General features: G+C 69.0%; 22 protein-coding genes and 1 pseudogene. 14 read left to right on the top strand and 9 right to left on the bottom strand.

Features of this window, described 5'->3' with window-relative positions; all coding sequences use genetic code 11:
• Positions 1 to 2: 2 nt before the first annotated feature.
• Positions 3 to 803 (bottom strand): DinB family protein, encoded by an 801-nt coding sequence (locus tag ACWCP8_RS06335; protein ID WP_451114510.1) that lies wholly within the window; start codon positions 801 to 803, stop codon positions 3 to 5.
• A gap of 70 nt (positions 804 to 873) precedes the next feature.
• On the opposite strand from ACWCP8_RS06335, the gene ACWCP8_RS06330 reads away from it, so the two are divergent.
• The gene (locus ACWCP8_RS06330; RefSeq protein WP_352268556.1) at positions 874 to 1,836 is read left to right on the top strand and encodes a helix-turn-helix transcriptional regulator; all 963 of its coding nucleotides are present in this window, start codon (positions 874 to 876) and stop codon (positions 1,834 to 1,836) included.
• Between the two features lie 122 nt (positions 1,837 to 1,958).
• Here ACWCP8_RS06330 and ACWCP8_RS06325 read toward each other — a convergent pair whose 3' ends face one another.
• A complete protein-coding gene (locus ACWCP8_RS06325) occupies positions 1,959 to 3,053 on the bottom strand; it encodes a magnesium and cobalt transport protein CorA (RefSeq protein ID WP_352268554.1) in 1,095 nt (364 codons plus the stop codon).
• 594 nt (positions 3,054 to 3,647) lie between these two features.
• Here ACWCP8_RS06325 and ACWCP8_RS06320 point away from each other — a divergent pair.
• The 3 genes from ACWCP8_RS06320 (at position 3,648) to ACWCP8_RS06310 (ending at position 6,438) form a co-directional block, all read left to right on the top strand.
• Positions 3,648 to 4,064, top strand: a complete 417-nt coding sequence (locus ACWCP8_RS06320; protein ID WP_451114507.1) for an SAV_915 family protein — start codon at positions 3,648 to 3,650, stop codon at positions 4,062 to 4,064.
• 11 nt (positions 4,065 to 4,075) lie between these two features.
• A complete protein-coding gene (gene lysA, locus ACWCP8_RS06315) occupies positions 4,076 to 5,473 on the top strand; it encodes a diaminopimelate decarboxylase (RefSeq protein ID WP_352272728.1) in 1,398 nt (465 codons plus the stop codon).
• Positions 5,474 to 5,997: 524 nt separating this feature from the next.
• Entirely contained in the window at positions 5,998 to 6,438 is a 441-nt protein-coding gene (locus tag ACWCP8_RS06310) for a lamin tail domain-containing protein (RefSeq protein ID WP_451114505.1), read from the top strand.
• Positions 6,439 to 6,648: 210 nt separating this feature from the next.
• On the opposite strand, the gene ACWCP8_RS06305 is transcribed toward ACWCP8_RS06310, so the two are convergent.
• A complete protein-coding gene (locus ACWCP8_RS06305; RefSeq protein WP_352268245.1) occupies positions 6,649 to 6,822 on the bottom strand; it encodes a hypothetical protein in 174 nt (57 codons plus the stop codon).
• Positions 6,823 to 7,551: 729 nt separating this feature from the next.
• Here ACWCP8_RS06305 and ACWCP8_RS06300 point away from each other — a divergent pair.
• A complete protein-coding gene (locus tag ACWCP8_RS06300; RefSeq protein WP_451114502.1) occupies positions 7,552 to 8,610 on the top strand; it encodes a phosphotransferase in 1,059 nt (352 codons plus the stop codon).
• A gap of 155 nt (positions 8,611 to 8,765) precedes the next feature.
• Here ACWCP8_RS06300 and cpt read toward each other — a convergent pair whose 3' ends face one another.
• Positions 8,766 to 9,287, bottom strand: coding sequence for a chloramphenicol phosphotransferase CPT (gene cpt / locus ACWCP8_RS06295; protein ID WP_451114896.1), 522 nt, complete (start codon positions 9,285 to 9,287; stop codon positions 8,766 to 8,768).
• A 90-nt stretch (positions 9,288 to 9,377) separates the two neighbouring features.
• Entirely contained in the window at positions 9,378 to 9,920 is a 543-nt protein-coding gene (locus tag ACWCP8_RS06290) for an FABP family protein (protein ID WP_451114500.1), read from the bottom strand.
• 302 nt (positions 9,921 to 10,222) lie between these two features.
• Here ACWCP8_RS06290 and ACWCP8_RS06285 point away from each other — a divergent pair, with 302 nt between their 5' ends.
• Both ACWCP8_RS06285 and ACWCP8_RS06280 read left to right on the top strand, forming a co-directional pair.
• A complete protein-coding gene (locus ACWCP8_RS06285) occupies positions 10,223 to 11,752 on the top strand; it encodes a right-handed parallel beta-helix repeat-containing protein (RefSeq protein WP_451114498.1) in 1,530 nt (509 codons plus the stop codon).
• A gap of 121 nt (positions 11,753 to 11,873) precedes the next feature.
• Positions 11,874 to 12,095 carry a hypothetical protein gene (locus ACWCP8_RS06280; RefSeq protein ID WP_451114496.1) on the top strand — a complete coding sequence of 74 codons (222 nt, stop codon included), beginning with the start codon at positions 11,874 to 11,876 and terminating at the stop codon, positions 12,093 to 12,095.
• A gap of 146 nt (positions 12,096 to 12,241) precedes the next feature.
• Here the strand turns inward: ACWCP8_RS06280 and ACWCP8_RS06275 are convergent, their stop codons facing one another.
• The gene (locus tag ACWCP8_RS06275; protein WP_352268250.1) at positions 12,242 to 12,511 is read right to left on the bottom strand and encodes an MDR/zinc-dependent alcohol dehydrogenase-like family protein; all 270 of its coding nucleotides are present in this window, start codon (positions 12,509 to 12,511) and stop codon (positions 12,242 to 12,244) included.
• 346 nt (positions 12,512 to 12,857) lie between these two features.
• Between ACWCP8_RS06275 and ACWCP8_RS06270 the strand changes: the two genes are divergently transcribed.
• Positions 12,858 to 14,681 (top strand): sulfatase, encoded by a 1,824-nt coding sequence (locus tag ACWCP8_RS06270; protein ID WP_451114494.1) that lies wholly within the window; start codon positions 12,858 to 12,860, stop codon positions 14,679 to 14,681.
• Between the two features lie 112 nt (positions 14,682 to 14,793).
• Positions 14,794 to 16,590 carry an ArnT family glycosyltransferase gene (locus tag ACWCP8_RS06265; RefSeq protein ID WP_451114492.1) on the top strand — a complete coding sequence of 599 codons (1,797 nt, stop codon included), beginning with the start codon at positions 14,794 to 14,796 and terminating at the stop codon, positions 16,588 to 16,590.
• On the opposite strand, the gene ACWCP8_RS06260 is transcribed toward ACWCP8_RS06265, so the two are convergent.
• Complete coding sequence (locus tag ACWCP8_RS06260; RefSeq protein WP_451114490.1) at positions 16,535 to 17,293, bottom strand: CDP-alcohol phosphatidyltransferase family protein; 759 nt, start codon at positions 17,291 to 17,293, stop codon at positions 16,535 to 16,537. The genes ACWCP8_RS06265 and ACWCP8_RS06260 overlap by 56 nt on opposite strands.
• 113 nt (positions 17,294 to 17,406) lie before the next feature.
• Here ACWCP8_RS06260 and ACWCP8_RS06255 point away from each other — a divergent pair, with 113 nt between their 5' ends.
• The 5 genes and pseudogenes from ACWCP8_RS06255 to ACWCP8_RS06235 form a co-directional block, all read left to right on the top strand.
• Positions 17,407 to 18,408, top strand: a complete 1,002-nt coding sequence (locus tag ACWCP8_RS06255; protein ID WP_451114488.1) for a zinc-dependent alcohol dehydrogenase — start codon at positions 17,407 to 17,409, stop codon at positions 18,406 to 18,408.
• Between the two features lie 111 nt (positions 18,409 to 18,519).
• Positions 18,520 to 18,918 (top strand): 6-pyruvoyl trahydropterin synthase family protein, encoded by a 399-nt coding sequence (locus ACWCP8_RS06250; protein WP_355996441.1) that lies wholly within the window; start codon positions 18,520 to 18,522, stop codon positions 18,916 to 18,918.
• Entirely contained in the window at positions 18,891 to 20,048 is a 1,158-nt protein-coding gene (locus tag ACWCP8_RS06245) for a glycosyltransferase family 4 protein (RefSeq protein WP_451114486.1), read from the top strand. The genes ACWCP8_RS06250 and ACWCP8_RS06245 overlap by 28 nt, the downstream gene beginning before the upstream one ends.
• Positions 20,030 to 21,013, top strand: a complete 984-nt coding sequence (locus ACWCP8_RS06240) for an SAM-dependent methyltransferase (RefSeq protein WP_451114894.1) — start codon at positions 20,030 to 20,032, stop codon at positions 21,011 to 21,013. Before ACWCP8_RS06245 ends, ACWCP8_RS06240 begins: the two co-directional genes overlap by 19 nt.
• Positions 21,014 to 21,042: 29 nt before the next feature.
• Positions 21,043 to 21,957 (top strand): annotated as a pseudogene (locus ACWCP8_RS06235) (lysylphosphatidylglycerol synthase transmembrane domain-containing protein); the annotation flags it as partial.
• On the opposite strand, the gene ACWCP8_RS06230 reads toward ACWCP8_RS06235, so the two are convergent.
• Positions 21,889 to 22,794, bottom strand: a complete 906-nt coding sequence (locus ACWCP8_RS06230; RefSeq protein WP_352268262.1) for a RibD family protein — start codon at positions 22,792 to 22,794, stop codon at positions 21,889 to 21,891. The pseudogene ACWCP8_RS06235 and the gene ACWCP8_RS06230 overlap by 69 nt on opposite strands.
• A complete protein-coding gene (locus ACWCP8_RS06225; protein WP_352268263.1) occupies positions 22,791 to 23,621 on the bottom strand; it encodes a creatininase family protein in 831 nt (276 codons plus the stop codon). The genes ACWCP8_RS06230 and ACWCP8_RS06225 overlap by 4 nt, the downstream gene beginning before the upstream one ends.
• Positions 23,622 to 23,832 lie beyond the last annotated feature (211 nt).

The following is a 23,832-nucleotide window of genomic DNA, read 5'->3' as shown; positions in this document are numbered from 1 at the left end:
GATCAGTTCTCCTTCTCCAGTGAGGTCAGATCACGTTCGGCATAAAGCCGGTGTTCCCATTCTTCGTTGAGGACGATGCTGAGACATTCCTTGAAGGGGAAGTTCTCCATCCGGGGCCAGCCGGGCCCGGTGCGAGTCACCGCAGAGGCGAGTTGCTCGTCGGTGAGTGACTCCATGACGTGGCGGACCATCGCCTGGCGTTCGCATCGGACCGTGAGCACCTCGTCGAGCGAAGGTCGTGCCTCGCGGTCCCACGGGATACCGTCCCACCCTGGCGCCTCGTCCCACGGGAGGTCCAACTGGTGCCACGGCGACGGGTTGCCGAGAATCATCCGGCCCACCCAGGCGGCGCCGGCGAAGTTGAGGTGCCGCAGGGTCTGGATGAAGGACCACTCGTCGTCGATGCTGCGGTGGAGCGCCGCTTCGGGGAATGTCCTCGCACGCGTGACGGTGCCCTCCCAGAGCCGCTCCAGGATTGCCCACGCCTCACGGAACCCGTCGGTGTCGTCGGGGCGCATCCTCGCCCGCTCGGGCATGCGACGGTTCAGTTCGGCGTCGACGAGCGGTGCGATGTCGACGCCGTTCACGATGACGTTCTTCAGCTCGCCGCGGATCTCGACATCGATCAACTCGACGCCGCGCATGCGGCTCTCATTGAACAGGGCACCGCGGACCTGCACCCCGGTGAAGTCAACTGCGTGCATGCGGGCCTCATTTAGGGACACCTGGGTGAAGGTGGCGCCCTGGAGGCTCACGCGCTCGAAGCGTGCTCCGGTGAGGTCCTGCCGGCGGAACTCGGTCATGAACATCACCCTAGGACCAATTCCGGACGATCTACTTCCTGCTTTTCTCGTGACCATCTAATCTGCTCGTGTGCCGTCCGATTCCAGCCCCACCGCACGAGCTCTGCGCGCCATGGAGATCCTCCAGAACCGCCCCGGCGTGACGGCCGACGAACTCGCTGCGTCCTTGGGAGTCACGGAGCGGGCCGCGCGTCGGTACGTCGGCATCCTCCGAGAGGCGGGTGTCCCCGTGGAGTCGACCCGGGGTCGCCATGGCGGGTACCGGCTCGGGCGCGGGACGAGGCTGCCTCCGGTCGTCTTCACGGAGCACGAGGCACTTGGCCTGGTCATGGCGGTGCTCGACGGCCAGCCGGCAGCCGCCGATGTCGACGACCTCGTCGGTTCTGCCCTGGGCAAGGTCATCCGGGCGCTGCCCGAGAGCGTCGGCCGACATGCAGCGGCGCTGCGAGAGCACGCGTCAGCTGCGCCCGACCGGTACTCGGCCCGTCCGGATCCCCCCACCACCAGCGCACTCGTCGCTGCCATCGCGGCCCGACGTCGCGTCCTGGTCACGTATCGGAGCGAGTCCGGCAACGAGTGGGAGGCCGAGGTGGATCCCTGGGCGGTCGTCGTCCGCTACGGGCGCTGGTACCTCCTGTGTCACTCCCATCGCGCTGACGCGATCCGCACCTACCGGGTCGACCGGGTCCGAGCGGTCCAGCAGACCGCCCACGGGTTCGATCCGCCCGACGGCCTCGACCCGGTGGCAGCGGTGGAAGAGAACCTGGGCGCCGGGTGGGAGTTCCCCACCCACGTCGTGTTCGACGCTCCACTGGCTGAGGTGGCGCCTTGGATCCGGCCTCCCATGGGACGGCTTGAACCATCGGGAGACGGGTGCGTGCTCGTCGGCAGCACGAGCAATCCGGCGATGTACGCGCAGGAGTGGTTGGCGAGCGTGCCGTTCGCCTTCCGCGTCCGTGGCGGGCAAGAGCTCCGCGCCGCGGTCGCGACACTCGCGGCACGTTTCGCTGCCGCCCTGGCGGACCGACCCTGACAGCAATATCCAAGGACGTGGTCGACGCGTTGCACAGCGAAGGAAACGTGACGGTGCAAGTGGCGCCGGTTCTCACGAACGGCTGCGCCCGGGACTCCGGCCAAGTGATGCCCGAAGTACGGTCACAGCCAGCCGTTGTGCTTGAAGCCCCGGTGGATGACGAGGCAAGCGGTCGCGATGACGGCGAGAGCGAACAGGTAGCCGAAACGCCAGTGCAGTTCGGGCATGTGGTCGAAGTTCATGCCGTAGACACCGCACACCATCGTCGGCACGGCGATGATCGCGGCCCAGGCAGTGATCTTCCGCATGTCCTCGTTCTGGCCGACGGTGACCTGGGCGAGGTGGGCCTGGAGGATGGAGTCGAGCAGCGAGTCGAAGTCGGTGATCCGGTCGATGACGCGGGCCAGGTGGTCGGCGACGTCACGGAAGTAGGCCTGTATCTCACGGTCGACGGAGCGCATCGACTGAGTCGCCAGCACCTGGAGGGGGCGGCCGAGCGGGACCACAGCCCGCTTGAGTTCGAGAAGCTCGCGCTTGAGCTGGTAGATGCGCCCGGCGTCGGCGCTCGGGGAGCTCTGCGGTGAGAAGACGTCCGTCTCGACCTGGTCGATGTCGTCCTGGACGGCATCGGTGACGGTCAGATAGTCGTCGACGACGTGGTCGGCGATGGCGTGGAGCACAACGGCCGGCCCCTTGGCCAATTGCCGCGGGTCCGCTTCGAGGCCTTCGCGCAGGGCGCCCAGGGAGCCATGGCGTCCGTGCCGTACGGTCACCACGAAGTCGGGTCCGGCGAAGACCATGATCTCGCCGGTGTCCACCACCTCGCTGGTGGCGGTCAGTTCCTCGTGCTCGATGTAGGCGACCGACTTGAAGACGGCGAACAGGACGTCGCCGTACTGCTGGACCTTGGGCCGCTGGTGGGCGTGGACGGCGTCCTCGACGGCGAGCGGGTGCAGACCGAACAGTGCGGCAACCCGCACGAACTCCGCCTCGGTGGGCTCGTGCAGGCCGAGCCATACGAAGCCGTCGCCGCGTTTGCGTACGCGGGCGACGGATTCCTCGACGCTGGGGGCGGCCTCCTGGCGGACGCCGTCGCGGTAGATGACGCAGTTGACCACGGTGGAGCCCAGCGGCGAACGGGCCGGGTGGCTGAGGTCCACAGGCCGCCCCCGCCGCGCCAGACGGGCGACTTTGCGCAGACTGCCGACCATCGACATGAAGTACTCCTTCGCCAGGTGCGGGCCAGTGTGCCAGGAGAAGGTAAAGGGGACGTCATAGCCTGCGGCGGCCTGCTCGTGCACACCAAGCCGAACGAAGCCGCCTCGTGTCGCACGGACGGGGGTCAGCTGAGGCCGAATATGAGGGGACGGTGGTCCAGTCGGTGGGCAACGTGCCCGGCATCGGCGCGATCGCGTCCTCGTCGCTGCTGTGCCCGAGGTACTGGCTCCCCGGAACGGCGTCGGGCACGGTGTCAGGCCGCATCACCCTCGGTGATGGGTCGACGACGCCGTGCGCTCAGTCGCTCAGCCCGTCGGGCCTGACATCCGGATCCGCGCACGGCGCGCCCTCGCGCTTGGTCTCTGTGCCTCCCGTCCTGCGAACGAAGCCGCCCCTGTGGGTTCTGCCCGAAGGTCCTGACGCCATGCCGGCCAGGATCGCCGTGCCCGTCAGCGTCGCGTTACGGGGTGGGGGCTCGGCGTCAAGTATCCGTCAGCGTGGGGGCTCATCTCCGGTGGGCGGGCATAGCTTCGGTGGAGCGCCCGGCCGGTCCGACCGGGCGGCGCCAGTCGCCTTCTGCGAGGAGCAGCACCATGTCTCCACTCGAGTTTCCCGAGGACCCCGAGCCTTCTGAACGGTTCCCGGCCGGACTCCTCTACGTCCCTGTCCGGTCGGGGCCCTCTGGATGTACGACCCGGTTCTTCCGCACCCCCCTGGGCGGCCGCACGGCCGTCGGATTCACCTCGGCGGCGAAACTCACCGCCACCCTGGGCACGGACCAGACCTGCATCAGGCTCTCCGAACCCGCACTGCGCGCCCTCGCAGCCCCCCTGGGCGTCACCGCCCTCACCGTCGACCCGCAGTTCTCCGCCCCCGCGACAACCCCTTCGGTCCCCAGGCACATCGAACGCGCGAGCTCTTCGCGTGCATGGCATCCCCAGCACGTCGGCGCCCTGCGAGTGACTGGCGCCGCTGCTGTCGTCGCCTGTCTGAACCTGCTGATCGGCTGAGGAGGCGCCACATGTCAGTTACCGTTCCGTCGTCCCTTGCGTCCACGCTTCCGGCGTCGCCTCCGGCCTCCCTGCCCCCGGACCCCCGGGCCCTGTCCCGAATCGGCAACGCCGACGGCCTGTCCGTCTGGCCCCGCTCCGCCCGCCCCGAGGCCGACGGGGACGTCTCCGTCGGCGGGGTCTCCCTCGCCGAGGCGGCCGACCGCTTCGGCACCCCCGTCTACGTACTGGACGAACAGGAGGTCCGCGAGCGCTGCCGTACGTACCGCACGGCGTTCCCCGAAGCCGACATCGTCTACGCCGCCAAGGCGTTCCTGTGCCGTGCGCTCGCGCACTGGGTGCAAGAAGAGGGCCTGGGCCTGGACGTCTGCTCGGCAGGGGAGCTTGCGCTCGCCGTCACCACCGGCTTCCCGCCCGAGAGCATCGTGATGCACGGCAACGCCAAGAGCCCCGAGGACCTGCGCACCGCCATTCGGCTCGGTGTCGGACGCATCGTCGTGGACAGCCCCTCGGAGATCGCCCGCCTCGCCGCGATCACCCCCGCCGACACCCCCCAGAAAGTCATGGTGCGGGTGGTCCCCGGCATCGCCGCCGGCGGACACGCCAAGATCCGCACCGGCACCGACGACCAGAAGTTCGGCCTGTCGATCACGGACGGATCCGCGCAGCACGCGGTCACCCGGATACTCGACCAGCGGCACCTGGAACTCGTCGGCCTGCACTGCCACATCGGCTCGCAGATCGCCGCGGTCAAGCCGTACGTCGTCGCTGTACGGCGCATGGTCGGCCTGATGGCCCGGATCAGGGACCAGCACGGCATCGCCCTCCCCCAGCTGAACATCGGCGGCGGCCACGCCATCGCCTACCGGCCCGGTGAGGAGAGCATGAACGTGGCCGTGCTGGCCGGGCGGGTCCGAGCCGAGCTGGAGGACGGTTGCGCCCGCGCCGGGCTCCCGGTGCCCCGGCTCACCCTGGAGCCCGGCCGCGCGGTCGTCGGGCCGGCCGGAGTCGTCGTTTACCACGTGCTCGCCGTCAAGCGAACCGGCGAGCACACGTTCGTCGCCGTCGACGGCGGTATGAGCGACAACCCCCGACCCGCGCTCTACGGCGTGCAGTACGCGCCCCGCCTCATCGGCCGCCCCTCGTCGGCGCCGCCCCGCCTCGTCACCGTCGTCGGCCGGCACTGCGAAGCCGGCGACGTCCTCGCCGACGACGTAGCGCTCCCGGGCGACATACGTCCCGGCGACCTCCTCGCCGTTCCCGCGGCCGGGGCCTACCACCTCTCCATGGCCTCCGGTTACAACATGATCGGCCGACCTCCCGTCGTCGCCGTGTCCGACGGCACCGCACGCGTACTCGTACGCCGCGAATCACTGGACGACATGAGCCGCAGAGACATCGGCCTGTAACACCGGCCCCCACTCCCGGCGTCCGCCGAAACCCCCTCTCGGCGGACGCCGCTCGGCGAGCGCGAGGTACTCCTCCCGGGCTCGCGCAGACGTGTGATCACCACGCCGATGTCCAAACTGTGAAGGATTGTGCCTGTTACCCGATTTGTGCGACCGGTGGTGGGGCGCGGGGTGGTGTGCCGTGGTGTGCGGAGGAGTCGGAAAGGGCTTGTTGCCGCGGGTGAGCGGGGTGGTTGCCGTGCCCAGCGAATGTCAGGGCCACGCCCATGCGGGGTCCGTGACCGTTACAGCCGTTGGTTACGGAAATATCCGCATTTTGTAACGCAGGCTGACGCTGCCGACGACAGGCGGGCGGGTGGTTCAAAGTGTGGGTCCTCGGCTTGTCGAGCCGGGACCCGCACCGCGCAGCATGGCTCTGACCTGGGCCTGGACGCCTCTACTTGGGGGGACATCTCGTGTCTGCTTCTCGTACTGTCCGTCGTCTCGTCGCTACTGCTCTGGCGGCCGGTTCCCTTGTCGCTGTCGTGGCGATGCCGGCATCCGCCGACGACGGCCACAACCGTGGCCGCCACCACCAGTCGTACAAGCGTGTGGTGCTCGGCAGCATCCAGTACAACAGCCCGGGCCGTGACGACTACTCCAACCGCTCGCTGAACGGGGAGTGGGTCGAGGTCACCAACACCGGTTACCGACCGGTGAATCTGAACGGGTGGACACTCTCGGACCGGGACGGCAACCGTTACCGCTTCGACTACCTCCGCCTGGCCGGCCGGTCCACCGTCCGCGTCCACACCGGACGCGGCCACGACACCCGCACCAACGTCTACCAGGACCGCCGCACCGACTACATCTGGAGCAACTACTCCGACACGGCCACCCTGCGCGACGACTGGGGCCGGACCGTCGACACCAAGTCCTGGGGCCGTGACCGCGACCACCACAACGACTGGGGACACCGCCACTGACCGCGGACCCCTCTCGGAACCGCTGCGTGCCGCCACCCCCCGCCCCCGGAGTGGCGGCACGCAGCTCACGCATTCACCGGCGTCCCCCAGGGCGGGATGGGCAGGGGCCTGTCGACGGGCCGCCCCAAGAGCCAGGACGGCACAACCTGACGAGCAGCCGCCGTCGCACCTTGGTTCGGTGCGACGGCGGCTGCATGGGCAGGGCCGTTACTACAGCTCCCGCTCGATCTGGTTCTCGCTGATCTTCTCTTCGCGCATGGTCATCTCGTTCTGGACGGCATAACGAGTCTGTGCACCGCTGCCCTCGGCCTGCCGGATCTCGCCCCGCTGGATCTCGTCCTGATGGTCCCGGTACTCCACGTGCTGTCCCTTGCGGTAAGGCATGGGGAATCTCCAAGTCTCGTGTAGGTCGGCGAGGGGATCGGTCCCCAGCTCGTTCAGCGGGGGACGCCCCTCCTGGCGCCCGCGACTATCACTGGGCGCACTGACAGCCCACCCCCAACTCCGCCCGCCAGCAACCACAACGGGCCGAATGGAGGATCCCCCTGCCCTCCCGACCCACACCCGCGCTCATGGTGATCAGCCCGTCGAAGACAACGGTCGAGGCCCGCTGTCACAGGGCAGCCGGGACCAGCAGCACCGGGCCGGTCTCAACGTCCGTACACCGGTCTCCAGGGACATGACGTCGGCGCTGACGGCCCCGACGACCTCGTCGAAGATCGCAGCCCGGCCGGTCGGGGCATGCGGGCCGAAAGCCATGTGGGCGGGCAGCCGTCACTCCAACGGCCCACACCTGCCCGGCCTGGTGGCGGCACCTGGCCATGCGTAGCGACCGGGCATTTGTGGGCACGAGCCGGACGCAGCTGTCCAACGCGTGAGTCCAAGGAGCCGAGCGCGAGAGCCGGCGCGTAATCGGAAGGGAGAGCAGTCGGGTCGACAGTGCCGAAGCCGGTCGGTTCTACGGATGCGGCCTGCTCAACCGCGACGCCCTGCTGCCCAGCCGCGAGTCACGTCCGTGACACTCGGGGGCTACCTGAGCGTATGTCCAGGCGCTAGATCTTGGACTTGAATATGGTCGTACCCTGTGCGGCAGAACGCCCTACGCTGACCATCATGTCTACCCAGGTGCCGATCAGCGACGAGCTGCGCTCCGTAGTGGGCTCCCCCACGCACGCCACACTGCTGGACAGTAGTCCGCGCTCCCGGGTGTGGCGGGTCGAGTTGCGCGGTGGTAGCCGGGTGATCGTCAAACAGATCGCCGACGGAGGGGGCACCGGGCCCGACGCGGATGCGCGCTATGCGCGGGAGGCCGCCGCGCTGCGGCTCGCCGCTCGGGCCACCCGACCGACCGTCGCGCCGGCGCTGCTCGGAACGGACCCGGCGTCCCGAGTGATGGTCCTGGAGCACCTGGACAATCTCGGAGCGGCTGACGACTGGATGCCCGGCTACGCCGAGGCCCTCGCCCGGCTGCACTCACTCACCGGGCCGGCTGACACAGGCACGCTCCCCGCTTGGTCCGGACCGACGGCCGCCGACGCCGAGTCCTTCATCGCCCTCGCCGAGGTGCTTGGCGTCCCCGTCCCATCGGCGGTGCCGAACGAACTCGCTGCCCTGATCGACCGGCTGGACCCCACGCCTCATCATGCGCTCCTCCACGGAGACCCTTGCCCCGGCAACGATCTGCGCACCGCCACCGGCGTCCGTTTCGTCGACTTCGAACAGGCGTCGCTGGGCAACGGCCTGGTCGAACTCGCCTACTTCCGCATCGGTTTCCCGACCTGCTGGTGCGCCATGTCGGTCACCGGCACGCCGCTGGCGGAAGTCGAGGACATCTACCGTGCCACCTGGCGGAGCCTCACCGGCACGGATGTCCCCGGGGACCTCGCCGACGCCTGCGCCGGCTGGCTGATCCGAGGCGACGCGCTCGTCGAACGCGCCCACCGCGAGTCGGTCGACCACCTCGCACGGGTACCGGCAGAGGACTTCGAGTGGGGCTACGTTTCCGCTCGGGAGCGCCTCGTCCACCGGCTTGGCGCAGTCGCCGACCAGACCCGCGACCACGACGATCTGCACGCACTCGGTCATCTCAGCGCGGCCATGGCCGTACGCCTGCTGGAACGCTGGCCCACCTTGCGCCCGCTGCCCGCGCAGGACACGCGCTCCTGGCACTGACAGTCCTGCGCGGTCGAGGACCACGTCGACGAAGAGTTCGGGGACCGGAGTGTGCGGATCACCGGGGTGGCATCCGCTGGGACGGACGCTCCCTCACCGCAGCTGGCTGACCGTCCCGGCACCGCGGTCAGGGCAGCAGGCACCCGGGCTGTCGATCACTTGACCTGGGTGACGACGGTACGCGCACACTCCATCGACTCGGTATGCGTCGTATCCACCTCCAAGTCGTAGAGCACGCCCCGGTGGACCGCATCCGCCTGTGACACCGCCATCCCGGCAACCCGGTCACCACGCACGACCTCGCGACCCGCGGCAATCGTGGCATCGCACCTGACGCCTACCCACAGCACCTGCAGTCCGCCGAGAGCCTGCTGCCACCGCTGCTGGGACGCCGCTCCGCCGAGGAAGACCTCATCAACGATGATCCGTGCACCCGCGCGGGCCATCGTGGCAAGCCCCTCGATCCACGCCGTTTCCAACGTCCGGAACTCAGGACCGACCATCACCTCACCGTCCGGAGCGAACACGATGCCCGCATCCGACGTCCGCACGGACGCGGGCATCGCCTCGATCAGTGTGTCGACCCCGAAGGACAGCCAAGGATCCGGCAGCAACGCCTGCAGACACCGGGCGATCCCAGACTTCCCGGAACTGGAGCCACCGTTGAGAACGATCATCTGTGTCATCACCGCGCCACAGTAGAGGCACCTCAGCGAGGACCGAAACGGGTTTCTACGGCCGCAGCTCCACCCCGTGCACGTGACGGCCTACTTACCGCGTCGCAGCCGTGCCGAGAGATGGTGCTGCAACGGCTGACCGACTGCCGCGAGGTCGTGGACGAACGTGAGCGTGGCATCGTCGGCGAGGGCATAACGGCGGCGGGTGGCAGCGACCTCCTTGGCGGTGGGGGTGAGGGCCACCTCGTGGGTGGAGAGGTCGACCGTGTTGTCGGTCGCACGGCCGACCGCGATCTCCGCGATGCCGGTGGGCTGGGTGATCAGTGCCTCCACGCGGCCATCGGGCTGGAGCCGCCACCAGCCGCTCTCCCGGGCCGCCGGACGCAGCGGTGCGTCGTCGGCGTCGAGCAGCCAGGCCCGGGCCTCATAGCGAAGAAAAGGGCGGCCGTCGTGGCTGAAGGTGACCTCCTGCGCGTACTCGAAGTCCCCGGCAAGCGTCGGGTACCCGCCGCGTCCGCGGCCGCGCCAGGTGCCCAGGAAGCCGATCACGGGCGACAACAGTGCGTGCGGAGCGGGCTCCTCGTCCGGTCGGTGGCCATCAGGGTACGGGGGCTCCGCTGCGGGGTCGAACACGGTGTGCGCTCCTGGGGTCGGGGCCGGTGCCGGGTGGAAGCCTAGAGCGTCAATCCCCTCGGCGCCGGGCAGAGAAGCCCCGCGACGCGTGGCGAACGATGTTTCTCGGCGGGGGCGCCCCCGTGCTGTCATGTGACCTGACGTCGTCGGAGCTGCCGTGCAGCTGCGCCTCGGGGCGCGGATGAGGCGAGAGGACGCACCGGGACGGTGCAGCAGCCGGTGCGGACGATCCAGCCAGAGATCCAAGTACCGGCTACGTGCGTCCATGGCCCGGATGTCGGCCGCCTGGCTAGTTTCCGGCCATGTCGATCTCCCTGATACGCAGCAAGGCAGCCGTGACCGCGCTCGCGGCCGCCGTGAGCGTGACCGGTCTGCTGCCGGCGGCCGCTTCCGCACACGAAGGACCCGGCAGAACGACCAACACCACGTACTACGTGGACTGTCTACGCGGCAGTGACCAGGCATCGGGCACGAACAGCGGCACGGCGTGGCGGACCCTCACCAAGGCCTCGCGCGCGTACGAGCCGGGCGACCGGCTGCTGCTGCGGCGTGGCCGCACCTGCACCGGGGCGCTCGCCCCGACCGGTTCCGGAACGGCCGCCGAGCCGATCTCCATCGACGCGTACGGAGAGGGGGCGAAGCCGCACATCGAGGGCGAGGGCGCCAGGGCCGCCGTGTACCTGCTCAACGTCGAGGGCTGGGAGCTGCGCAACCTCGACATCTCCAACACCGGTACGCACACCACGACAGACCGCCGCGCAGGACTGCTCGTACGGCTCACCGACCACGGCGTGGGCAGCCACTACGTCGTCGACGGGGTGGACGTGCACGATGTCAACGGCGCCGACTTCAAGGACCCCGACCCCAGCGGCGGCATCCTCTTCTCCGTCACCGGCTCGGCCGTCCCGACCCGTTTCGACGGCGTACGGATCGAGGACTCGACCGTCCGCCGCACCGACCGCACGGGCATCGGCACCAGCTCCAGCTGGGGCCGCAGGGCTGAGCACCCAAACGGCCCCGGCGCCAGTTGGGAGGCGATCACCGGCCTGCGGATCCAGCGCAACAAGGTGTACGACGTGGGCGGCGACGGCATCGTCGTACAGACCGCGAAGGGCGCACTGGTCGAGCACAACTACGTGAACGGCTTCAACATGCGCTCGGCCGGCTACAACGCCGGTATCTGGGCCTGGAATTCGGACGAAGTCCTCTACCAGTACAACGAGGTGACCGGCGGCCACGGCACCCTCGACTCAATGGCGTACGACATCGACGGCGGCAACAACCGCAACGTCTACCAGTACAACTACAGCCACGACAACGAGGGCGGCTTCCTGCTGATCTGCAACGGCGCGGGTATGACCACCGATGGCAACCGGGTCCGCCACAACATCAGCATCAACGATCGCAACACGATGTCCCCGTACGGCGTGATCTCGGTCGTCTGCGCCGCCACCACCGACACCCGGATCTACGGCAACACCATCGTCACCGACGAGGCGAACACGGCCCTCGTCTCCGACAACGGCCCGACCGGGGTCACCTTCCGCAACAACATCTTCGTCGGGGCGTCCGACGGTTCCCCGATCAACGACACCCGGAGCGTCTACGAGAACAACCTCTACTGGCGCACGGCCCAGCCCCGCGACACCTCTGCCCTCACCGCCGACCCGCTCTTCGCCTCGGCCTCCCCGGCCGCCCCGCGCGACGTCCGCCTGCGCGCGGGCTCCCTGGCACTCGGCACGGGAATCCCGGTCGCCGACGGAATCACCCGCGACTACTTCGGCAACCGGATCCCGACCCCGCCGAACCTGGGCGCGGACCAGGACCGTTAGCCCCTGGCTCGCACCCGCATCACCCCTGGCACCCGGCCGTCGGTGCCTGCTGATCGGGGAGCTCGACCAGCTTCCCGAGAAGGAGCGCAAGGCGTCCCGCCAGGCGCAGCGCGAATACCTCGTGCTCTGGACCCACGTACTCGCGGGCGTCAGGCCCGGACTCGACACGTCCGAAGCGAAGATCGTCATCATTGCGGTGCTGACCATGATCGACAACGCCGCCCGTGCCTCCCCGGCGTCGCAGCGCGGTGCGGTGGCCGGTCTGATCACGGGAGCTGCCACCGCCGTACGTCGAGGGCGACGCCCACCACCCCTGAAGTCCCGCTTCATGACTGATCGCTGATCCAGCGTTGGGCCCTTGCCCGGAACGACCGTGAAGGCCGTCCCGGGCAAGGGCGTTTTCGTAGGGTCGACTGCGCCCCGCCCCGGAACGGTCTGACCCGGCGGGCGGCCGTCGCCTCGGCCGTGGGCGTGCATCTGGATCACCGGTCAGGGGGTGTCGCCACGCCAGTCCCACTTCAAAGGTTCGACCAGCCTGGGCTTGTACTCGGACCGCCCGCCAGGACCGTATGCGCCGATCTCCGTGATCAGCCTCGCGCCTTCGCGCAGCGCTGCATCGGTCCACCCGGTGACGTCCACGAGCAGGCCGTCGAGGGGGCCGCCGACCAGCTCCCGGTACTCGTGGCCCGCTTTCGGTCCGGGGTCGGGGTCGTCGTGGTCGGCGCCGTAGACGCGACGCTGTCGCATGAGCTCGTCCATGCGAACAGCATTCCATCGAGCACTGACACCGGCTCGGCCGCACAGCGGCTTCGTGGTTCACGACAGCGTCCGGGCGTGCTCGACCGATCTTGCCGGGAATCTGCGGACACACACGATGCGGCGTCCGCGTGAGGACGTGGCGAGCACAGCGGCCAGGCTCCTTCTCGCCCAAGGGTAGGAACAGACCGGACACCCCCGGACCAACTACGCGTTGAGCTTTATCACGCAACCGCAGTGCTTGCTTGAACTGGAACCGCCTCCGAGCCGTACATGATGCATGGCGGTACCCGGCCCCCCAACCTGGTCTGCCGTGCCACCACTTGGCTTCGCACGGAAGGATCTTCGGGTGTCGCACCCTGACCGCGCTCCAGTCCCGCCCCATACGGACAGCGCACGCACGGAGGAGGACCCGGCATGGGACGGTTCCCCGGAGCACGTCCCAGGCTGTGACGCCGCGGGACCGGACGGCGACGCGGGTGACGACCCCGGCGAGGCCGTCGCCCGCGGCCGGCGGGAAAGGCACCCGGCCGCGGTGCGGAGCGTGGCGTGGGTGACCACCGCCCTGGCCACCGCGCTCGTGCTCTTCGCTCTCCTCCTGCCGAACCAGGTCAGCCGGCTCACGCCCGGCGCATTCGCCCGCATTCCGGTGGAGGGGATCCTCGGCGTCGCCATACTGCTCGTCCTGCCGCCAAAGGCGAGGCGGGTGGCGACGGTGCTCGCCGGGGTGGGCCTCGGCCTGCTGACCATCCTGAAGTTCCTCGACATGGGTTTCTACGCGAGTCTCGACCGGCCGTTCGATCCGGTACTCGACTGGATCCTGCTCGACGACGCAGAAGCTTTCCTCAGGGACTCGGTCGGCCGGGCCGACGCGATCGGTGCTCTGATCGGGATCGCGGCCCTCGCTCTCGCCCTGCTCGCCTTCATGACGCTGGCTGTGGTCCGGCTGAGCCGCCTCTTGGTCAGGCACAGCGCCGTGGCGACCCGTACCACCTTGGTGCTCGGGACCGCCTGGATCACGTTCACGGCCCTCGGCACGCAGATCGCCGGTGTGCCGGTCGCTTCCAGGAACACGGCCACCCTCGTCGAGGACCGTGCCGACTCGGTGCGTACCGGCCTCAAGGATGAGCGGGAGTTCCGAAAGGAGTCTGCCGTCGATGCCTTCGGCGACACCCCCGCCGACCAGCTGCTGACCGGGCTGCGCGGCAAGGATGTCATCTTCACCTTCATCGAAAGCTACGGCCGCTCCGCAGTCGAGGACCCGGCGATGGCGTCGCAGGTCGACGCTGTGCTCGCGGACGGGACCAGTCGGCTGAACGCGGCCGGGTTCTCCTCGCGAAGCGGCTGGCTCACGTCCCCCACGACGGGCGCCGGTAGCTGGCTGGCCCACACCACCTTCATGTCGGGCCTGTGGATCGACAATCAGCAGCGCTATCGCAGCGTCACCTCGAGCAACCGCCTGACCCTCACCGGCGCCTTCCGGCGCGCCGACGCCTGGCGGACGGTCGGCATCATGCCGGGCGTCACCCGGGCCTGGCCGGAGGGGAAGTTCTTCGGCCTCGACCACATCCACGACTCCCGGCAGCTCGGCTACGAGGGCCCGAAGTTCAGTTGGACGCCCGTACCCGACCAGTACAGTCTGTCCGCCTTCGAACGCCTGGAGCACGGTAAGTCGGGGCGTGACCCATTGATGGCAGAGATCATTCTCGCCTCCAGTCACAATCCCTGGGCGCCCATACCCAGGATGATCGGCTGGGACGAGGTCGGTGACGGCTCGGCGTACAACGCCATGAAGAAGGCCGGCAAGGACCCCAAGGAAGTGTGGCGGGACCCCGCCCAGGTGCGAACCGAGTACCGGCGTGCCATTGAGTACTCGTTGCACAGCCTCATCTCCTACGTGGAGAAGTACGGCGACGACAACACCGTGGTCGTCTTCCTCGGCGACCATCAGCCGGTGACGACCGTCACCGATGGCGAGTTCGGCCGGGATGTACCGGTCGCGATCGTCGCCCGCGATCCGGCCGTGATGGACCATATTTCCGGCTGGGGCTGGCAGGACGGCCTGAAGCCCGGCCCGTCCGCTCCGGTCTGGAGAATGGACACCTTCCGCGACCGCTTCCTGACCGCCTTCGGCCCGCAGCCGGGCCCCGATTCGTCCCCGCCGACCCGGTGACCAGAGGCGTCAGCAGTTGACCAAGTGGAGCCATGGTGTCGCGTCGGCTCGCCACAGCACAGTCGACGTCACGCCGGATGCGCGACAGAAGGAACGGAAGGTTCGCGCACTGATGCGGCAGACCGCTCGAGCAGGCGAAGGGCTACGGGGACACCGGCGGTGGCTGTTCGCACTCGTCGTGGTCGTGCTCCTCGCCGAGATGGCGGTCGCGATGGTCACGACGGCCGTGAACCAGACGCCGACGATCGACGAGCCCGTGTACGTGGGCACGGCGGAGATCTACCTGCAGCAGCGCAGCCTGCGGTACAACCCCGAGCATCCGCCGTTGGGCAAGCTGCTCATCGCGTCAGGGACGGTATTCGCCGACGCGCACCTCGACCGTGCCTTCGTCGGCGATCAGACGGAGCTCGGACGGCACCTCCTGTACGAATCGGGCAATGATCCGTGGCGTCTGATGCTGTTGGCGCGGTTGCCGATGATCCTGCTGACGCTACTGTTCGGGCTGGTTGTCCTCGCGTTCGCCCGTGACCTCGCCGGCCCCGTGGGCGGGTTGGTGGCGCTCGGTCTGTACGCGTTCTCGCCCGACATCATCGCGCACGGGTCGCTGGCCACACTTGACGTGCCGATGGCCGGCTTCCTGCTGACGTCGGTCTGGTTGCTGTGGCGGGCGCGGCGGCGGCCTCGCCTCTGCCTCCCGCTCGCCGGAGGGGCGCTCGGCGCGGCCGTGGCGACGAAGATGAGCGCGTTGCCCGCGATTCCGGTGCTGTTGCTCCTGGCCGTCCTGTCGGTCCGGTACGCCTGCCGGACGCACAACCCCGGCCCCCGTGAGAGGAGGTGGCTTCTCGTGCTCGGGGTGGGGGCCGCATTGGTCGTGGCGCTGGTCGCGATCGCCGTGGTGTGGACCACCTACCTCGCTGTCGACCCACAGTTGCGATGGGCCAGGCCCGAGAACCTGCCGGTCACCCACGGGCTGCGCGCACGTGTCGTCGACTGGCTCCCGTTCCCGGAGCCTTACCGGGACGGTGTGCGCATCCAGTTCGGCTTCGAGAACATGACGTGGAGCGGCTTCCTGTTCGGCCGCCACTACCACGGTTCGCTGTGGTACTACCTGCCCACCGCGCTGCTGATAAAGACGCCGCTGGGCATGCTCGCGCTGTGGTCGACCGGTGCCGTCGCCACCGTGAGGACGCCCCGGCTGCGGCCTGCGGCACCCTACGTACTGGTTCCCACGGTGGTGCTGCTGGCAGCGGCCCTGACCGGGTCCCGTGATCTCGGCGTCCGGTACGCCCTCTTCATGCCGATGTTCCTGGCAGTCGCCGCGGCCGGCGTGACCGCCTGCCGACGGCGGTCGGCGCACATCGCGACCGCTGCGCTGATTTTGTTCGTCGCGGTGAGCTCGCTGCGGACGTACCCGTACTACCTGCCGTACTCCAACGAGGCGTTCGGCGGCCCGGCCAGGACTCACCTGCGTCTGCACGACTCGAACGTCGATTGGGGTCAGGACCTGGGCCGGTTGGCTGCCCGTCTGCGGCAGCGGTACCCGGACGAGAAGATCTGGCTCGTCTACAAAGGCAGCGGCGTGCCCTCCTTCTACGGCATCGACGCGTCCGACCCGCGCAAGGTCCCCCCGGGCGAGGTTCACGGGCTCCTCGTCGTGTCGGACTCCTCGATCGCCAAGGCCGATCGCCGTCTGGCGACGCTGATCAACACCAGCATGCGCATCGACGAGGTGGGACACTCGATCACGATCTACCGCCGGGCAGCGCGCGAGCGCGGGGCACTCGAGGCGAAGTGGCCCCAGCGCGAAAAGGTCCCGCACAACCGTTCCACGACGTCACCGGACAAGGGAGCGATCAGGCGTTTTCGAACATCTTGTCCCGGACCCCCCTCGTGTTTTCATGAGACCTGATGCACCACAGCCACCCGATGTCACGCGCGAAGGACCAGACGAGCAGTGCCAGCGCCACGAGGACTGCCGCATACGCGGGCAAGCGCGGGATGACCCCGGCGCCGACGGCGAGAAGGATGATTCCCTGCAGGGCGGCCACCGTCTTACGGGCCACGCTCGGACGCAGCGGTCCCGACAGCCACGGCAGGACCCGGGCCGCCACGACGAATACGTAGCGCATGGCGCCGATCGACAGCACCCATGTGCCCAGCGACATGGCGACGTAGACGCTGAGCATCAGAATGAGGAAGGCGTCGACTTCCATGTCGAAGCGTGCCCCCAGGGAGGACGCCGTCCCGGTGCGCCGGGCGACGTGGCCGTCGACTGCATCGAGGATCAGCGCCACCGTGGTGAGGGCGACCAGGACGCCGACCGGCGGTCGGCTCACGAAGGAGTCTGCGACCAGCGCGGTCACGCCCCCGACGAGCGTCGTACGGGCCAGGGTGACGCCGTTGGCGGGACCGAAGGGCCTGTTGCCCGCCTGATGCAGTGCACGTGTGAGGATGGCCCAGACGGCGGCCGTGAAGACCAGGCCTGTCAGCCATCCCGCGGTTCCCAGTCCGGTCGTCATGCCGAGAAGAACCAGCAGGAGTGTCTGTCCGGCTGCCCCCGACGCCGCCTCCGGGCGCCGCAGACGAGTTCTGTATGTGCTACTCCGGGTCACCGCGCGCCGTCCTCCTGCCGTGTGACACATTCGCCGAGAGCCGCGTACGTTTACGTGGTCTCACGATCATCAGAACGTAAACCATCACCCGAGCGTTCAGCAGGAGGTCACCGATGGAGCGCACCGCACGCGCCTTCTGGCTCCGCTCCCCCGGCCATGGCGAGATACGGGATGTTCCGCTGCCGGAGCCGGCCGTCGACGACGTGGTGGTGCGCACGCTGTTCTCCGGTGTGAGCCGTGGCACCGAGAGCCTCGTCTTTCGCGGCGGCGTACCGGAGAGTCAGCACATCGTGATGCGGGCGCCGTTCCAGGACGGCGATTTCCCCGGTCCGGTCAAGTACGGATATCTCAACGTCGGCCTTGTCGAGGAAGGGCCGGGGCACCTCGTGGGCCGTACGGTCTTCTGCCTCTACCCGCACCAGAGCCGGTACGTCGTCCCTGCGAGTGCTGTGACCCCGGTGCCCGACACCGTCCCCGCCGAGCGGGCCGTGCTGGCCGGAACGGTGGAGACGGCGGTGAACGCCTTGTGGGACGCCGCACCGCTGATCGGCGACCGGATCGCCGTCGTGGGAGCCGGCATGATCGGCTGCTCCGTCGCCGCTCTTCTCGCCCGGTACCCCGCCGTCCGCGTCCAGCTGGTCGATTCCGATCCCACCCGCGCCGCCGTTGCCCGGGCGCTGGGCGTCGACTTCGCGCTCCCCGAAGATGCCCTGGGCGACTGCGACCTCGTCGTCCACGCCAGCGCCACCGAAGGTGGGCTCACCCGCTCGCTGGAGCTCCTCGCCCCGGAGGGCACGGTCCTGGAGCTGAGCTGGTACGGCGACCGGCGAGTCAGCCTGTCGCTCGGGGAGGCCTTCCACTCCGGTCGTCTGGTCCTGCGCGGCAGCCAAGTGGGGACCGTGTCTGCGGCCCGGAGCTCCCGCCGTACCTTCGCCGATCGGCTTGCGCTCTCGCTCGACCTGCTCGCCGACCCCGCCTTCGACGCACTGATCACCGGCGAATGCGCCTTCGAGGAGCTGCCGTCGGTACTGGCCAGGATCGGCACGGGTGACCTTCCCGGGTTGTGCCACCGCGTGCTGTACGACGCGACTCCGGTGCCTCCGGCCGAGCGTTGAACGAAACTCGCCATTGAACCTGGCGGGCCGTGAACGCTCAGCATGTTCCAGCCGTACTGAACGACAAGGGCCGCGAGCGGCCACATGGGTAGGACCAGGAGGTCACAGCCGTTGTTCAGTGTCACCGTCCGCGAGCACTTCATGATCGCCCACAGCTTCCGCGGCAAGGTGTTCGGTCCCGCGCAGCGTCTGCACGGAGCGACGTACGTGGTGGACGCCTCCTTTCGCCGTCCCGAGCTGGACGCCGACAACATCGTCGTCGACATCGGGCTGGCCACCACTGAACTCAAACGCGTGGTGGGCGAGTTCAACTACCGCAACCTCGATGACGAATCCGAGTTCGCGGACATCAACACCTCGACGGAATTCCTGGCCAAGGTCATCGCCGACCGCCTGGCCGACCAGGTGCGCGCCGGAGCGCTGGGCGAGGGCGCACATGGCCTGACCGGCATCACGGTGACCCTGCAGGAATCACACATTGCATGGGCGAGCTACGAGCGGCTCCTGTGAACCCCGCGGCCACCACCACAATGACCGGGCGCTCGGTCATTGTGGTGATGCCCGGTGGCGTCGACGATCCGTCTGCGCCGAGTGGGGGCAACACCTACGACCGCAGAGTGTGCCGGGACCTGCCCCGGATCGGCTGGCAGGTCCACGAGTACGCCGTCGCGGGCACCTGGCCACAGCCCCGAGCTTTCGCGCGTGCGGAACTGACCCGGATACTCGGGGAGTCCGCGGACGGCGCCGTCGTCCTCCTCGACGGACTCGTTGCCTGCGCCGTCCCCGAGATCATCATTCCGGAAGCCGCACGGCTGCGCCTGGTGGTGCTCGTCCACCTGCCGCTGGGCGACGAGACAGGCCTCGCCCCCGGCGTGGCGGCAGCCCTGAACGCTGGAGAGCGCAGGACGCTGCAGGCCGCGGCGGCCGTCGTGGCAACCAGTGACTGGGCGGCCGTCCGGCTCGTGACCCACCACGGACTCGACCCCGGCCGGGTCCACGTCGCCGCCCCCGGAGCCGACACGGAACCCTTGGCGACCGGCACCACCACCGGTACCGACCGCGCACCGAGCCTGCTGTGCGTGGCCTCTGTGACTCCGCGCAAAGGGCAGCTCCAGCTGGTGGAGTCCCTCGCGGCCGTCGCAGATCTTCCGTGGAACTGCGTCTGCGTCGGCGGACTGGGCCAGGATCCCGGCTACGTCACCCGGATCCGGGAACTGATCGGGCGGTACAGCCTCGGCGACCGGGTACACCTTGTCGGCCCACGGACAGGCGCCGAGTTGAACGCGAGCTACGCCGCCGCCGACCTGCTGGTGCTCGCCTCGCACGGCGAGACGTACGGCATGGTGGCGACGGAGGCTCTTGCCCGCGGCGTCCCTGTACTGGCGACGGCGGTCGGTGGACTCCCTGAAGCGGTCGGACACGCACCCGACGGGGGCGTGCCGGGCTTGCTGGTACCACCGCAGGACCCGGCAGCATTCGCCTCGGCGTTGCGCCTCTGGCTCGGTGAGCCGGTCGAACGCCGACGTTCGATGGAGGCCGCCATGGCTCGGCGCACTGCGCTGGCCGGCTGGGACACGACCTCGCGCAGTCTGGCCGCGGTGCTGGAACAACTCCGCCAGGAATCTCGGGAGGCCGCGTGAGCGGGACCGGTGCAACTCGCTATGCCCCGGAGTGGCTGGCGCTGCGGGAGGGTGCCGATGCGGCCGCCCGCGGATCCGGACTCGTCGGCCCGCTGCAGCGGCACCTGGAGGCCGCGGCCAGTCGGCCCGGTGGTGCAGAACCGGCGTCCGGGCGCTCGACGTTGGTGATCCGCGATCTCGGGTGCGGCACCGGTTCCATGGGGCGCTGGCTCGCTCCCCGGCTCAACGGGCCCCAGCACTGGATTTTGCACGACCATGACCCGGATCTGCTCGACCTGGCCGCTGCTCGGACGCCTCGTACGGCCGCCGACGGCAGTCCCGTCACCGTCACAACAGAACGCGGCGATGTCGCGCGACTGACCGCGAACGTCCTCTCAGGCACCTCCCTGGTGACGGCTTCCGCTCTGCTGGACCTGCTCACCTGCGAAGAGCTGAACGGGCTGGCAGCGGCCTGCGCCGGGGCCGGTTGCCCGGCACTGCTGGCGCTCTCCGTGGTGGGCAGGGTCGACCTCACCCCGGCAGACCCGCTGGACGCCGAGATCGCGCACGCGTTCAACGCCCACCAGCGCCGCGTGGACCAGGGCCGCCGGCTCCTCGGGCCCGACGCCGTCGCGGCAGCCTCCGAGGCCTTTGCCTGCCATGGCCTGACCGTACGAGAGCACGCGAGCCCGTGGCGGCTCGGTTCTGCTCCTCGTTCTCTGCCCTACGACGGGACGCACCGGACGCAAGGGGTCGATCCGTGCGGATCAGGAATTCGGGACCCGGACACCGGCGAGTCCACGCTGTTGACGGAGTGGCTACGGGGCTGGGTCGGCGCCGCTCGTGACCAGCGACCGGACCTCGCGCAGCGTGCCGATGCGTATCTGCAGCGCCGGCTGGCGGAGTGCTGGGCAGGTGAATTGCAGGTGGTGGTGCATCACAAGGATGTGCTGGCCCTGCCCGGGCCGACGGGTGGGTCCTCGTGACGCCGCGGGTCGTGCGGGCGCGTCTCGGCATGCTCGTCGGGACGGCCATCGTCGCGGGGCTGCTGTGGTGGCAGGGCACCGACGTCATCGTGGAGGGCGTGCGCGGGATCGACGGCCCCACCCTCCTGGCCGCTCTGGGGCTCGGCATGCTCACCACCGTGTGCAGTGCGTGGCGTTGGTGCCTGGTGGCGAAGGGGCTGAGGGTACGGCTGCCGCTGGGCCGGGCCGTCGCCGACTACTACCGTGCTCTGTTTCTGAACGCGGCGCTGCCCGGTGGTGTCCTCGGCGACGTACACCGTGGTGTGCGGCACGGGCAGAGTGCAGGTGACGTCGGCCGGGGGGTCCGCACCGTCGTCCTCGAACGCGTTGCGGGCCAAGTGGTCCTCGCCGCAGTCGGCGTGACACTCCTGCTCACGCGGCCCTCCCTGGCACTGGACAGGATCGGCCACCTCGCCGACCGGACCGCCACTGCGCCGGGCGCCCTGTCCGCTCTCCTCGTGATGTCCGGTCTGTTGATCGTGGGTGCTGTGCGGCTCCGCGGGAAGCAGTACACATCTCGCCGGCACCGCGCGGTCAGGGCCGCGCTGGCCGAAGCGCGCCTCGGACTGCTTGCCCGGGGAAGCTGGCCGGGGGTGTTGATCTCGTCCCTTGCGGTGCTGGCAGGGCATCTCGGCATGTTCCTTCTCGCCGCCCGAACCGCAGGATCGACGGCGCCGGCGACCGAACTGGTGCCGCTGATGGTGCTGGCGCTTCTCGCCATGGCACTGCCGCTGAACGTCGGGGGCTGGGGGCCGAGGGAAGGGGTCACCGCATGGGCCTTCGGAGCTGCGGGCCTGAGTGCCGCGCAGGGACTGACCGTCGCCGTGATGTACGGACTACTCACCTTCGTCGCGAGCCTGCCCGGTATCGGCGTGCTCGTCACCCACTGGTTCACCGGGATGCGTCGTCCGCAGATCGAGCTCGAAGAGAGTGTCCTCGCCGAGAGCGGCACGCCGGGTCGGCGGACGAAGTGCATCGCGCATCAGATCCGGGCCTGGGAAGCCGAGCCCAGGGACGCCGTCGCCGAGCAGGACCGGTGCCACTGTGAGGTAGAGGCGGTGCAGCGCCCGCGCGTGGAGGAAACGCGACACGGTGATTCCGCCGCCCTCGACAAGCACGCGGCCCAGCCCACGTCGCGCGAGTTCCCGCAACAGGCGCCGAGGGGCGAACGCAGCGGTGTCGGGCAGGGGCAGTATGTCGATGCCGTCCATGGCCGGAACGGTCTGACCCCGCTCCTTGTCTGCGCCCACCACCCACAGGGTGGGTGCTGCCCCGTCACTGAACACTCGGTGGTGGAGCGGTACCCGGCGGTGCGGATCGAGGACAACACGAACCGGGTTGGTACCCGCGCAGGTTCGGACCGTCAGCTGGGGATCGTCCGCAACGGCGGTGCCGGCACCGATGACCACCGCGTCGGAGAGGGCACGCAGGTGGTGCAGATGGTCGCGGTCCTCCGCGCCCGTGACGTAGTCGGCGTCGCCGGTACGGCTCGCGATGAATCCGTCCAGACTCTGTCCCAGCTGTGCGAAGGCGAAGCGCGGACCGCCCAGACAGAGCGGCAGATAGCGGTCGGCGAGGACATCCGCCTCGGGCGAGGCGCACCCCCACCGGCGCCGGCCGTCAGTTCCCAGGATCAGTCCGGCGGCCTCGGCATCCGCCTCGGACCGGATGCCGCGCAACCGCTCCCAGGCTTCCGACGCATCAAGCATGCCGTCGCGTGGTTCTGCGGCGTCACCGGTCATCGCGTTCCCCGCCGAGCGATGGCCGACGGCCGGCTGTCCGCGGCGCCGGACGGCCGGGACCCGGGCTCCGCCGGAACCAGGAGCTCATCCGGTGCCAGAAGCGAGAGGTATTCAGCGAAGGAATCGGCGAGACCGGTCAACAACTGCTTGCCCTTTTCGGCAGATGCCAAGGAAGGACGGCCGATGACGCCGGATTCCGTATAGGCCCGCATACCGAGCGTGAGCAGATGCTTCCGGTCGTCGACGAGGAAGTCGGAGGCCTCATGACCGGGGCGGATCATTCCTGGATCCGCATGCAGCAGGATGGACGTTTCCAATTCTCCCGCATGCATGTCGCTGTACGAAGACGTATGCAGACCCGCCCTGTCCCGCGCCTTGTCCCAGTCGGCCGATCCGGGGAATAGCGCCATGCGGGTCCCGGTCCCCGCCGACTCCTGAACTACGTTACGCAGTGCATAATTTCCACCGTGTCCGTTGATCAGAACCAGGTTATTGATACCGGATCGACGGAGCGATTCAGCAATGTCCCGGACAACGGCACACAAGGTGGTCGCAGAAATGCTGACCGTTCCCGGCCAAGCGGCGTGCTCGTGCGAACAGGAGATCGTCACCGGAGGCAGACGGTGCACCGCATGGGTGGCGGCGATCTCCCGGGCGATGGCGCAGGCTATGAGCGTATCGGTCATCAGGGGCAGGTACGGTCCATGTTGCTCGAAGCTGCCGATGGGAAGAACTGCGACACCGGCCCGACCGGCCCCCGCATCCACCGTCGTCGTGTCCAGTGACAACAGATCGGATACCGGTGTGCGCCCTTGCCGTTCACTCATGTTTCCCGACCCATTCCTTTTTCGTGCCACGGGACCTGCCCATCGGCCGGCCCGAATAAGGCAGCACACGGAGGGCAGTTCCGTACGCCTCCACGAGAGCAGGCTACGCAAAGTCGATGCATTCATCAGTCGAACACGATGAGCAGGAAGACAAGTTGTCTTCCTGTCGTCGACTTCCGGCCCACCCGCCAAGGCTACCCGATATGATCGG

The organism is Streptomyces sp. NPDC002206 (genome assembly GCF_053593595.1).
This window is presented reverse-complemented; position numbering and strand designations above follow the sequence as displayed.

What these genes read in the sequence shown, in the direction of transcription:
- ACWCP8_RS06300 (WP_451114502.1), top strand. Translation starts at nt 7,552, where the DNA reads ATGTCTACCCAGGTGCCGATCAGCGACGAGCTGCGCTCCGTAGTGGGC.
- ACWCP8_RS06305 (WP_352268245.1), bottom strand. Translation starts at nt 6,822, where the DNA reads ATGCCTTACCGCAAGGGACAGCACGTGGAGTACCGGGACCATCAGGAC.
- ACWCP8_RS06230 (WP_352268262.1), bottom strand. Translation starts at nt 22,794, where the DNA reads ATGACCGGTGACGCCGCAGAACCACGCGACGGCATGCTTGATGCGTCG.
- ACWCP8_RS06320 (WP_451114507.1), top strand. Translation starts at nt 3,648, where the DNA reads ATGTCTCCACTCGAGTTTCCCGAGGACCCCGAGCCTTCTGAACGGTTC.
- cpt (WP_451114896.1), bottom strand. Translation starts at nt 9,287, where the DNA reads ATGATCGTTCTCAACGGTGGCTCCAGTTCCGGGAAGTCTGGGATCGCC.
- ACWCP8_RS06265 (WP_451114492.1), top strand. Translation starts at nt 14,794, where the DNA reads ATGCGGCAGACCGCTCGAGCAGGCGAAGGGCTACGGGGACACCGGCGG.
- ACWCP8_RS06225 (WP_352268263.1), bottom strand. Translation starts at nt 23,621, where the DNA reads ATGAGTGAACGGCAAGGGCGCACACCGGTATCCGATCTGTTGTCACTG.
- ACWCP8_RS06275 (WP_352268250.1), bottom strand. Translation starts at nt 12,511, where the DNA reads ATGGACGAGCTCATGCGACAGCGTCGCGTCTACGGCGCCGACCACGAC.
- ACWCP8_RS06335 (WP_451114510.1), bottom strand. Translation starts at nt 803, where the DNA reads ATGACCGAGTTCCGCCGGCAGGACCTCACCGGAGCACGCTTCGAGCGC.
- ACWCP8_RS06325 (WP_352268554.1), bottom strand. Translation starts at nt 3,053, where the DNA reads ATGTCGATGGTCGGCAGTCTGCGCAAAGTCGCCCGTCTGGCGCGGCGG.
- lysA (WP_352272728.1), top strand. Translation starts at nt 4,076, where the DNA reads ATGTCAGTTACCGTTCCGTCGTCCCTTGCGTCCACGCTTCCGGCGTCG.
- ACWCP8_RS06245 (WP_451114486.1), top strand. Translation starts at nt 18,891, where the DNA reads ATGGGCGAGCTACGAGCGGCTCCTGTGAACCCCGCGGCCACCACCACA.
- ACWCP8_RS06285 (WP_451114498.1), top strand. Translation starts at nt 10,223, where the DNA reads ATGTCGATCTCCCTGATACGCAGCAAGGCAGCCGTGACCGCGCTCGCG.
- ACWCP8_RS06255 (WP_451114488.1), top strand. Translation starts at nt 17,407, where the DNA reads ATGGAGCGCACCGCACGCGCCTTCTGGCTCCGCTCCCCCGGCCATGGC.